At 58.4% G+C, this 11,551-nt stretch carries 8 protein-coding genes; 1 reads left to right on the forward strand and 7 read right to left on the reverse strand.

What is annotated here, in order from left to right; genetic code table 11:
• The first annotated feature begins 1 nt into the window (after nucleotide 1).
• A complete protein-coding gene (locus Q7L55_07195) occupies nucleotides 2-3,106 on the forward strand; it encodes an AAA family ATPase (protein MDO8732341.1) in 3,105 nt (1,034 codons plus the stop codon).
• A gap of 34 nt (nucleotides 3,107-3,140) precedes the next feature.
• Here the strand turns inward: Q7L55_07195 and Q7L55_07200 are convergent, their stop codons facing one another.
• From Q7L55_07200 to Q7L55_07230, 7 genes are read right to left on the reverse strand one after another with little or no spacing between them, the layout of a single operon-like run.
• Nucleotides 3,141-4,769, reverse strand: coding sequence for a DUF885 domain-containing protein (locus Q7L55_07200; protein MDO8732342.1), 1,629 nt, complete (start codon nucleotides 4,767-4,769; stop codon nucleotides 3,141-3,143).
• Nucleotides 4,766-5,428, reverse strand: coding sequence for a MazG family protein (locus Q7L55_07205; protein MDO8732343.1), 663 nt, complete (start codon nucleotides 5,426-5,428; stop codon nucleotides 4,766-4,768). The genes Q7L55_07200 and Q7L55_07205 overlap by 4 nt, the downstream gene beginning before the upstream one ends.
• Before the next feature lie 31 nt (nucleotides 5,429-5,459).
• A complete protein-coding gene (locus Q7L55_07210) occupies nucleotides 5,460-6,092 on the reverse strand; it encodes a hypothetical protein (protein MDO8732344.1) in 633 nt (210 codons plus the stop codon).
• Nucleotides 6,089-9,637: a transcription-repair coupling factor gene (gene mfd / locus Q7L55_07215; protein ID MDO8732345.1), complete on the reverse strand. Its 3,549-nt coding sequence runs from the start codon at nucleotides 9,635-9,637 to the stop codon at nucleotides 6,089-6,091. The genes Q7L55_07210 and mfd overlap by 4 nt, the downstream gene beginning before the upstream one ends.
• A complete protein-coding gene (locus tag Q7L55_07220) occupies nucleotides 9,634-10,452 on the reverse strand; it encodes an inositol monophosphatase family protein (protein MDO8732346.1) in 819 nt (272 codons plus the stop codon). Before Q7L55_07220 ends, mfd begins: the two co-directional genes overlap by 4 nt.
• Complete coding sequence (gene pth / locus Q7L55_07225) at nucleotides 10,436-11,035, reverse strand: aminoacyl-tRNA hydrolase (GenBank protein ID MDO8732347.1); 600 nt, start codon at nucleotides 11,033-11,035, stop codon at nucleotides 10,436-10,438. Before pth ends, Q7L55_07220 begins: the two co-directional genes overlap by 17 nt.
• 3 nt (nucleotides 11,036-11,038) lie before the next feature.
• Entirely contained in the window at nucleotides 11,039-11,473 is a 435-nt protein-coding gene (locus Q7L55_07230; protein MDO8732348.1) for a 50S ribosomal protein L25, read from the reverse strand.
• Between the last annotated feature and the right edge of the window lie 78 nt (nucleotides 11,474-11,551).

The raw sequence follows: 11,551 nt of genomic DNA on the forward strand, positions 1-11,551 counted from the left end.
AATGAGGATCGAATCCGTTTCGGCGATCGCATTTGGCCCACTGGCTGGCGAATCGCTGGAGTTCGCGCCCGGATTCACCGTCATTGTGGGCGCAAATGAATCAGCGAAATCCTCCTGGCACGCGGCGATCTACGCGGCGCTTTGCGGAAGACGACGAGGCAAGGGTGCCTCAACGCTGACTGACAGGCGGTTTGCGGATCTCCATCGACCGTGGGACCGAAATGACTGGGCAGTATCGGCCAGGGTGTTGCTCGACGATGGTCGCCAAATAGAGGTCACGCAGGACCTAGCGCAAAAGGTCGACTCGCGCGCAACGGAACTTGCACTGGCTCGCGACGTGTCAGACGAGATCATGCACGAAGGTTCAATTGATGCTTCACGGTGGCTGGGACTGGACCGGACCAGTTTTCTTGCCACGGCATGCATCAACCAGGCCTCGCTCCTGAAAGTCTTGGAGGAAGCTGGAGGCCTTCAGGATTTCTTGGGACGAGCTGCTGCTTCGGCAACCATCGAGACAACAGCAGCCTCAGCCCTGGAGCTCATCCAGAACTACCAGCGAGAGAATGTCGGACGCGATATTTCCAGCGCTGTTAAGCCTCTGAGGAAAGCCAAGGAAGCATTGGAAAAAGCTGAAAGTGCTCGCATCGTCGCCGTGCGCGAACACGATGAATACCTGCTTCTGGTTGAAGATGCACAGTCCTTGAGGAACGCGACAGAAGGCTCGCGGGCGCGCTTCGAGCTTGAGCAGATTCACTCTGCAACAGCAGAGCGGCTGGTGTCCGAGTCGAGAAACTTGGTCGAGCTACGAGCCGAATCAGCTCGAGCTGATGCCAAAGCGATAGATGCGAAAACCGAGCTTGACTCAATCAATCAACGCCATGTCCGGATATCTCAACTGCGCGAGAACGTGGGTGTACTGCCCCCGATAAGTCGGAGCACCACTGATGAAACGACTCTTACCGTCACCTCCGCCCTGGCCGCTTGGAAAGCGGCACCAGAGGCTGCCGCCCTTGAAGGCGAGAACTCTGAGGAACTCCGTAGACGACTCGATGCATTGCCAGAAGCCCCCATCGGAGACACCCAAAGGCATGCAACTGTGGATCGAGCTCACACCGACTACATCCGCGCTATCGACAATATGAGCGCGAACGAACGCCGACGTACAAGCCCTCCTGAAGCGCTTTCCCGTGAACTTGCAAGCGCGATGGAGTCCACCCCGGCCAGTCTGAGACAACTTGCTCAAGAGATCTTGCAAGTTGAATCACAGACCGTGTTCGGAGATCAGGAACTCGCCCACTTGGCCGAAGATGCCGCTCGTCTACGAGGCATTGCCACGAGTGCTCATGCACGACCGAGAACGACAGTTTCGCTCACCCAAACTGCATCAAGAAACAAGCTGGCGGTTCCGACATTGTTCGCAGGACTTGCGTTGACACTTGTGTCTGTTGGCGCTCTTGCCCTTGGAGCAGCTATCGCCGGACTCGCGACCGGAGTCCTGGCACTGCTGGCTTTCGCCATTGCCACCAGCACGTTTCTGACCAAGGGGACACCAAGCCGAACTGACGACTCAAGCAAGTCTTCCGAAGAAGAGTGGCAGCGGGCCACTGAAGCCGAACGAGTTGCCATCGCCGCCGAAGAAAGACATCGCAGCGCACTCAGTGCCAATGCCCGGGCAGAATCGACGGCTTCGGATGTGCATGGTGAGTGCTCGATTCGCCGACTGCCCTTTGATTCGAATCGAGTGCGCGAATTGGCCGCTCAAGTTGAGAAGACCAGGGCACAGTTACAAGCTGCCGCCGACTGGGCGCATGAGCAAGAACTTGCGGCTACTGCTGCGGCGGTTGCTGAATCTCGGCTCCTTGACTCTCTGCGCGTGAGAGGCCTCGAAATCCCCGATGATTCCGGACAGAACGTTGAATTTTACTTTCGCGAGTACGAGGACAGCTGTTTCCTACGCGACGAACAAGCGCGCTTGGCTGCACAGCGTGAAGTTCTTGAACAACGCTTACAGACTCGAATGCTGGCCGAAGCTGACACCCAAAGGTCTTCTCAATTGCGCGAAGAAGCAGCAAGAGCCGTTCTGACTGCGGCCGATCAGGCCGGCCTCGGGCGAATCTCAGATGAAGCGCTTCCTGCGGCGACTGTGGCAGCCAACACGATTCCGGATCTGCAAAATTGGATGCAATCTCGCGCTACTGAGACAGAGTCAGTCGAGCGAGCGCAAGCAGAATGGACTGAACTCGAAACGATGTTGGCCGGAGTCACCTTCGAGCAATTTGAATCAACCCGTTCCACGGCGCAAGAAGAACTCGAAGCATTGGCACACAAGGCCACCCATCTTCGACTGAAGTTGGGACAGAAGCTTGCTGAAGTCGAAGACTTGGCTCGTGCGGAAAATGCGGGCCTTGTCGATGGTTCAGAACTCGAAGGTGCCGAATCGCACCTTCAGGAGGTTCGCAATCGACTTGAAGCCGCACGCCTTGACCTAGGGGATTCTTCAGAAGCTGCCAGTCGCGCAGAAGCTGTGCGCCAAGAGCGCTCGGTCCGCGTTCGCAGCCTTGCCGAGTGCGAAGACGTTATTGAGTCCGCCCAATCGGAACTATCTCGGGTAAATGAACTCTCCGCCACGCTGGAGACCACCATGAGATTTCTGCAACAGGCACAAGACCGAGTGCATCGAAATATCGCTCCTATCCTGATGGCGACTTTGAAGGAATGGCTCCCATCCGTTACCGGTGGACGCTACGACGATGCCATCGTTGATCCGGCATCTCTGCAGGTGCAGATTCGAGGAGGCGGAGGCCAATGGCGAACAGCTGACCGCCTTTCGGTTGGAACAGCTGAGCAGGTGTATCTCCTGCTGCGCATGGCTCTTGCTCAACACCTCACTACTACGAACGAAGCCTGCCCGCTCATTCTGGACGATGTCACCGTCCAAGCTGACGAGATCCGCACCTTTCAGATTCTCGAACTGTTGAAGAAAGTCTCTTCAAGTCGCCAGGTGATTCTGTTCGCGCAAGAATCCTTCGTTGCATCGTGGGCCCGCGAGAATCTGAATGGCAGTTCGGACAAGGTCATTCAACTTCAGCAAGTGAATTCCGCGTAGCAGCACTCTCGCGCAAGAACTCGCGGAGTCGGTCTCAAAGCCCGAGCAAGGACCGGACGTGCCTGGGTGCGGGTGATCCGTAGCTCAGCAACAGATTGTGAATCTGACAATCGGTCCAATCCGGATGCATCACGCGAAGATCGGCGGCTAGTTCGCGCACCGCGAAGTAGCCGACGAAGTAGGTCGGCAGTTGACCGGCGGTGAGGAGCGCCCGGCGCCATTTGCCGACAGCCTCTCCTTCTTCCTGGAAGCCGCGATTCATCATGAGATCAAGCGCTTCCTGCTCTTCGATATCGCGGGTATGCACTCGCACATCGAGAATGGCGTTGATCGTCATGCGGGCCTGCATCTTCAACTGCTGCAAGCGCAATGCTTGAGCAGATTTCGGATCATCCGATGGGCTGTAGCCGGAATCGATCATCAATTCCTCGGCGTACACCGCCCAGCCTTCAATGAACACGCTACTGCGTCCGAATGCTCGGATGCGCGCATTGCGCTCGGCCACGCGTGAGTGGGCAAGTTGCAGCACGTGTCCTGGAAAGGCCTCATGCACAGTGAGGTCATGCAGCTGGACTCCGTTGTACTCCCGATAGAAGGAGACGACCCGATCAACTGTCCAATCCGAGGGCGCGGGCGCGACTGCTACGAATGTTGGCAACTGCGTCGTTTCAAGTGGTCCTGGTGAGTCGCAATAGGCCACGGCGACACCACGATGAATCTCGGGCATCTCAATGACTTTGACATCAGTCTCAGGTATATCCACAAGCGGAACGACGCCAAGAAAGGCGACAGTGCGATCGAGGGCTGTTGAGACTTGTGTCAACACTTGCTCGTTTGTGACGGGATATCGATCCGCGATATTGGCCAAGGCGATGGCGACAAGCCCGGGCGTGGTTGCTGGTTGGCCGAGATACTCAGCCGCAGCTGTTACCAATTTCGCTTCAACGAGCTCAAGGTGCTCGTTGGCTCGTTCGAGAAGCGCGGTGGGCTGGGTTGCATCATCAAGGCTGTGCCACAGCAGAGCGGCGTAGACGTGTGTGCCAAGTCGTGGATCGCGCTGGGCGATCGGCAGTTGCGTGGTGAGCCAATCGATGAAGCCCTGTAAGGCAAGCAAGGCCTCGACGACTTCGGCACAATCCCTGCCCAATTGCTCTGCCAATTCGCTCTCAACCAAATTCAATGTGCCTTGAAATTGCCCAATCGCCGTCTCGACATGGATCCGTGGCATTTCACCAAGTTCTCTCCGAGCATCTTCAAGGAAGCGCGGAATTTGCGCGAGCCGCGAGCGAGCCGAAGTCAATCGCACTTCGAGTGGAGCGAACTCGCGCGCCAACAACAAGTGCAGACCTGAGCCCGGATTCCAGACCATCGGATTCCAGGTGGTGGATTTGACCTCGCGAGCCTCGAAGATCGAGCGCAAGATCGCAGCACGCATGATTTCCAGATCAACGTTGTCGGCATGGTCCAACTCAAGGTCATCAATCGCATCCAGCTCGGACAAATACTCAGCAAGCAACTCAGACAACGCCGCGCGGGCTGCCGATGAATAGTCCGGCAACTGTCCGTCGTGGGCGTGTTCGCCCATGCCCGTAGCCCGAATCGGCTCTGCGCGAAGCATCGCTGCCATGGCGGCCCGGGCTACATGATCAAGGGCATCTTTCACGTAGCTAAACCCTCCAAGGCGCGCACGTCCGACACTCTGCGGCGAACAGCGCCGCGCAATCCGGATTCACCATCCCAACCGCGAGCACGCGCAAGTGCCGTGAGTTCGAGCAAGAGATCGCCCAGCTCTTCCTCAGAATGCAGACTCTGCGCGAGGTCCTCAGCCCGCTCGCGCTGTGGGGTCGGGGTGATGGATGACGCCAAGCCCTTGCTTCGAGAGATGACCTTGCCAGCCAGCAACAGAGCTGGCAACTGCTGGGGAATGCCATCGGTCACCGATTCGCGACCTTTCTCAGCTGCCTTACGCTCATGCCAATTCAGGTTGGCATCCGGTTGATCGCCTTCAAGAAATACGTGTGGGTGACGACGAATCAACTTGTCGACGATGCCACCGGCAACTTCCTCGATGGTCCAAGGATCAGTGGGATGTTCCTGCGCTATGCGTGCGTGGAAGACCACTTGCAGCAAGAGATCGCCCAACTCTTCCCGCAATCCCGAGCGGTCCTGCAGTTCGATGGCCTCGACGGTCTCGTAGGTCTCCTCCACGAGATACTCCAACAGCGACTCATGGGTTTGCTCGGCATCCCACGGGCAGCCGCCCGGTGAACGCAGTCGATCCATGATTGCAACGAGCTCGAGCAACTGACTTTGCGTCGTCACAAGCCGTCCCCCGTCCGCGAGAATGTGGAAATTACTGGGCGGTTGCGCCCGCGGGCGTCGCCGTCGGCGCAGGAGTCGACAAGCCTGAGGTTGAGCTGCCGATCTGCAGATTGGTCGAATCCCAAGTTCCATAACGCGGATTCACCTGTGGATCCAAGGCATTGCTCTTGGCGGTGACAGTGGTGATCAATGCCGTCGTTGCTGCATCGCTGCTCTGTCCGGGTGCGATGGCAGCCGCGATTTTCTGAGCAAGCAATGCAAAGCGAATACGTTCATCGATCTGTTGCGTTGGCACCAGTTGCTTGAGGTAGGCATCCGTCAATTCGGCCTCGCTGCCCGCTGCCTTGAGCTCGCCCTCACGCTCTCGATCAATCTCGCCTTGGGTGAGCACGATGCTGTTGTCAACGGCAATCTGCTCGAGCAGGTCCATCACGATCAGCCAGTTCAACGTTTGCGTCACAAGTGGCGAATCGGAAGTATTTACCGGCTTGCCTTGGGCCACTAGCACAGCAGTGGTGATCGAATCCAATTGCTCGTTGGTGATGTGCGTTTCCCCGACGACTGCAGCGTCGGCACCATTCGACGTACTCGAACAGCCCGAGATGATGAGTCCGAGAGCCAGGATTGCCGCGGGGATCAGTGCTCGGCGACGAGAGATGGTCATCTGGAAATCTCCGTTGATTCGAGGGTCAAGGGCAACGTAGCGCGAATGAACTCCGCCACCCAATCAAGCAGGTCGGTACCTCGCACCGCTTGTCCACCCACATGGGCGGTCTTCGGCCTCGGCACCACGATCGTATTGACCGCACCCTTGATAAGAGTGTTCGGGTACAGGCGGGTCAGCCGCATCTGGGCGGACTCTGGGAGTTCCACTGGTTGGAACCGGACACCATTGCCCTGGGCCACGATTTCGGTCAAGCCGGCTCTGCGGGCAAGCACCCGGAGCCTGGCGACCGCCAACAGAGTCTCAACTGGCGCTGGCACCGGGCCATAGCGGTCAGTGAGCTCGGCAAACACCTCGTCAACAGCCTCATTGCTCATGGCGTCAGCAAGCCGCTTGTAAGCCTCCAGCCGAAGGCGCTCGTGCCCGATGTAGTCATGAGGGATGTGGGCCTCAAGCGGAAGCTCGACGCGCATCTCGGCATGCTCCACAGCAGACTCCCCCTTGTACTCAGCCAGTGCTTCACCGACCAGACGTACATAGAGATCGAAGCCGACATCTGCGATGTGCCCGCTCTGCTCACCTCCGAGCAGGTTTCCGGCCCCGCGAATCTCAAGATCCTTCAAAGCGATCTGCATGCCCGAGCCGAGATCAGTGTGTTGGGCAATGGTCGCCAGTCGCTCGTGTGCGGTTTCGGTCATCGGCTTTTCCGGGTTGTACAGGAAATACGCGTACGCACGTTCGCGACCGCGACCAACGCGACCACGAAGTTGATGGAGCTGCGAAAGTCCGAACATGTCGGCGCGGTCCACAATCAAGGTATTGGCATTGGCGATGTCAATACCAGATTCGACGATCGTCGTGCAGACAAGCACATCGACCGATCGCTCCCAGAAATCAACAATCACGCTTTCCAAGGCCTGCTCGCCCATCTGACCGTGCGCGATGGCAATACGCGCTTCCGGAATGAGATCGCGAAGCCGGCTGGCTACCCGTTCGATTGAATCCACCCGGTTGTGCACGAAGAACACCTGACCATCGCGAAGCAGCTCACGGCGAATTGCTGCCGAGATCTGCTTTTCGTCATAGGGCCCGACAAAGGTGAGAACCGGGTGACGCTCTTCGGGCGGGGTCTGGATGACGGACATCTCGCGAATTCCGGTCACCGCCATCTCGAGAGTTCGCGGAATTGGGGTGGCCGACATGGCGAGCACATCGACATTGGAACGCAGAGCCTTGAGATGCTCTTTGTGCTCGACGCCAAATCGTTGTTCTTCGTCGAGAATCACTAGGCCAAGATCCTTGAAGCGCACATCAGGAGTAAGCAGGCGATGCGTGCCGATCACGACATCAACAGTTCCATCGGCGACTCCGGCGAGCACCGCTTTGGCTTCCTTGTCAGTGTTGAAGCGCGAAAGTGCGCCAACCTTGATCGGAAAGGAGCCGTAGCGCTCGCCGAAGGTGGACACATGCTGTTGAACGAGCAAGGTGGTGGGAACAAGCACGGCGACTTGCTTGCCGTCTTGCACGGCCTTGAATGCTGCGCGAACGGCAATCTCGGTCTTGCCGTAGCCAACGTCGCCACAGATCAAACGATCCATGGGCACCGCTCGTTCCATGTCCTGCTTGACCTCGTCGATGCACATCAACTGATCGGGAGTCTCGACATAGGCGAAGGCATCTTCCAACTCGCGCTGCCAAGGTGTATCTGGGCCATACGCGTAGCCAACAGAGGCTTGGCGTGAGGCGTAGAGGCGAATCAATTCGCCAGCGATCTCTTTGACTGCCTTGCGCGCTCGGCCTTTGGTCTTCTGCCAATCAGCGCCGCCGAGTCGATGGACACTTGGCATCTCGCCGCCAACATATTTCGTCACGCCATCGAGTTGATCTGTTGGAACGAACAATCGATCAGCAGGTTGACCGCGCTTGCTTGCCGCGTATTCCAGCACGAGGTACTCGCGCGTGGCTCCGCCAACTTCGCGCTGCATCATTTCGACATAGCGGCCAACACCATGCTGTTCATGCACCACAAAATCGCCAGCAACCAAAGTCAGCGGATCGATTGCTCGACGTCGCCGCGATGGGAGCTTGCGCATGTCCTTTGTGGAGGCTCGCTGGCCCACGAGGTCGCGCTCCGTGATCACAATCAGCGAGCTCTCAGGCGCGACAAAGCCATGCTCCAAGGAGCCGACCGTGACCGTCACGATCAAGGGTGAGGGGCTGTCAAGGAGTGACTCGGCGAACACGCATGCGACGCCTTCGGTGGCCAGGGATTCAGCGAGCCTTTCCGCCGATCCGTGTCCCTCACTCACCAGCACAACTGCCTGACCAGAAGTCGTCCACTTGCGCATGTCTTCAATGGCCCTGGTCACTTCGCCGCGATAGATCTCAATGCCTGAAGCCGCGACGGACAGGCCGGCGTCAAGATCAAGGGACTCATCCATGAACAAGGGGGTGAGTTCACACCAGGGCAATTCGCGACGCAGCGCCTGATCTCGTACTTCATCAAGGGAGAAGAAGTTCGATCCCGAAAGATCAATCGGCGCTTTATTGCCGACTGTGGCGTTATGCCAGGACGCCGCGAGAAATTCATCAGCCGTGCGCACCAGATCGTGAGCGCGGGTGCGCACTCGTTCTGGATCAATGAGCACGACGGAGGTCGAATCGGGCAGGAAGGAGATCAGCGGCTCAACTTTTTCCGTGAGCACTGGAATCAGCGCCTCCATGCCATCCATGGTCACGCCTTCAGCCAGTTGTGCGCAGATGTCGTGGATCGAAGAATTGTCCTGCGCAAGTTTTGCTGCTCGCGCCCGCACCGCATCAGTGAGGAGAAGTTCGCGCACCGGCGGTGCGAACAAGCCATCGGGAGCGTTGTCCAGCGAGCGCTGGTCAGTGACGGTGAAGGACCTGATCTCTTCAACAGCATCCCCCCAGAACTCAACACGAAGTGGATGTTCAGAGTTCGGTGGGAATACATCGAGGATGCCTCCGCGCACCGCGATCTGACCACGCCTCTCCACGAGATCCATGCGCTCATAGCCGAGTTCAACCAGCCGCTGCACTAGTGCGAAAAGGTCGTACTCGTCGCCCACTCGAAGTCGCACTGGCTCGACATCTCCAAGGCCGCCAGCGATCGGCTGCACAACTGCCCGCACTGATGCCACCACAACGTCGATAGAACGCAAGAGCGGATCAGAATCATCTGGATGAGCAAGGCGGCGAAGTATGGCTACTCGACGACCGATGGTGTCCGAAGAAGGCGACATCCGCTCATGAGGGAGGGTCTCCCACGAAGGCAGCACAGCGATCTCCAGGCCTGGCACCAATCCCCGCACCGTTGCCGCAAGATCTTCGGCCTCTTGACCGGTCGCCGTGACCACGAGCAATCGACGTTGTGCACCAACGGGTCTTGGAGCGGCGAGGAGTGCCGCAAGAATCGGTTGGACCGCGCGTGGCGAAGCAATGCGTCCGCCGGCAAAGGCCTGCTCGCGGACGGCACGAAAGGAATCGGCTCGCGCAAGCGTCTGGAGTAATCCGCTCAGGCTCACTCGCGTGCAGCCTCCGCGAGCACATCGCGAACGTAGTCAACGATCACTGGGTGCGACACGAGCAGGTTGGGTACCCAGGGTGGCATGTGATTGAACTCGATCTCATCGCCATTGGTGTGTGAGGGCACGAAGCCGTAGTGCTTGGCGATTCCGTACGGGGCCGCAACATCCCACTCGTAGAAACCGGTGTCGTGCACGTAGATCTCGGCCCGGCCAGAGACCAGCTCGTTCACCTTCGCACCAACTGAGCCAACATCGAGCAGCTCGACTCCGTGCTGGTTCAAGCCGGCGGCCGCAAGCCTTCCCCCAAGGCTGGCCAGAGTCAGACCGAGATTGGCCGGCGGTCGAGTGCGTGAGGCGACGACGCGAACTGGGCGATCGGTCGGGAACACCGGTTCTGTTGGCACGACATCCAGCATTGAACGGCAGATTCCCTGTGCCGGCAGATCAACAGTGCACGCCGAAAGCCGCTTTTCGGCTGGCTCCCACAGCGCAACATGCACCGCAAAATCCTTGCGGCCCTGTCCGTACTCCCAAGTACCGTCAAGTGGATCAACGATCCAGAGTCTGGTGGCATCGAGCCTGTCGGCGTTGTCCGCGCCCTCTTCACTCAGCAAGGCATCCTGCGGGCGATGCTCTCCCAGAGCGGCGGCGAGCAACTCATGGGCGACGCGATCGCCTTGCTTGCGCAGCGAGTCGGCCTGCTCCTTGTCGCTTGGATCAAGGGTGCCAAAGGAGTCACGCAGTTGAAGGAGCACCTGACCCGCTTGCTGCGCGATGAGCGAGGAGAGCTCCGCGTCACTGAGCTTGGTCATCTCGTCCTCCATTGAATTGATTCTGCGCGTGGTCCACGCCTCGCAACACCAGTGTCTCCACCGCATCTGCACAACGGCTCACAATTTCCGGAATCTCCTCGCGCTCGGTTCCCGCGAAAGGCTTGAGCACGAACTCAGCCGGATCCTGCCGACCCGAAGGACGACCGATCCCAAAGCGAACTCGAGCAAACTCACCTGATCCAAGCGAACTGCGCAGACTCTTGAGTCCATTGTGCCCGCCGTCGCCGCCACCCAGTTTCACCCGCACAGTGCCAAACGGCAGATCAAGTTCGTCATGTACAACGACGAGGTGCTCGATATCAATGTCGTAGAAACTCATGAGCGCCTTCACTGGGCCGCCTGATGCATTCATGAACGACCAAGGCTCGACGAGCACTACCCGTTCATCAGATCCGGGACTACCTACTCGAGCTTCAAGAACCGCGGCCATTGCTCGCTTATGTCGACCCAAGATGCCTCGCATTCGAACTGCGAGTTCATCAACGACGAAGACGCCAGCGTTATGCCGGGTGTTCGCATACTCCGGACCAGGATTGCCGAGCCCGACAATCATCCAGGTCATCGACTACTCCGCTGGGGTCGCCTCTTCAGCTACAGGCTCGTCGAACTCGCCAGCGGCAGCAGCGATGCTGATTGCCTCTTCGGCAGCTTGTGCCGCAGCAACAGCGGCGGCGATATCTGCCACGGCCTCGTCATTGCGAGCCTGTGCCTCAGATGCGGTGATGATGATGAGATCAACATGCTCGATGTAGCGCTTCACTGGCTCGCGCTGAATATCGCGGGGCTTGGCGATGATGGTCTTGCCATCAAAATGCAGCGAGAACACCACGTGCGACTTGCGCAGAGCAAGATCAAGATCGTGGTTGGGAAGTGCGATGTGCACGAGCTCTGAACCCTGGCCGTAGAGCACGGCAGGAACCAAGCCTTCACGACGCAGACGGCGCGCAGCACCCTTACCGAAATCTGAACGGGACTGGGCGGTGATGTCTACCTGTAACACGTGAAACTCCTCGATCGGTGGTCAGTGCGCCTCGGCAGAGCGCTATTGGGCGCTGACCTTCGTCGATCACGGTGCTGT

The organism is Actinomycetota bacterium (genome assembly GCA_030650795.1).
Lineage (GTDB): Bacteria > Actinomycetota > Actinomycetes > S36-B12 > S36-B12 > UBA11398.

Bases quoted from the DNA above. Each gene is read 5' to 3' on its own strand.
- Q7L55_07220 (MDO8732346.1), bottom strand. From the start codon at position 10,452: ATGACCAAGCTCAGTGACGCGGAGCTCTCCTCGCTCATCGCGCAGCAA.
- Q7L55_07210 (MDO8732344.1), bottom strand. From the start codon at position 6,092: ATGACCATCTCTCGTCGCCGAGCACTGATCCCCGCGGCAATCCTGGCT.
- Q7L55_07195 (MDO8732341.1), top strand. From the start codon at position 2: ATGAGGATCGAATCCGTTTCGGCGATCGCATTTGGCCCACTGGCTGGC.
- pth (MDO8732347.1), bottom strand. From the start codon at position 11,035: ATGACCTGGATGATTGTCGGGCTCGGCAATCCTGGTCCGGAGTATGCG.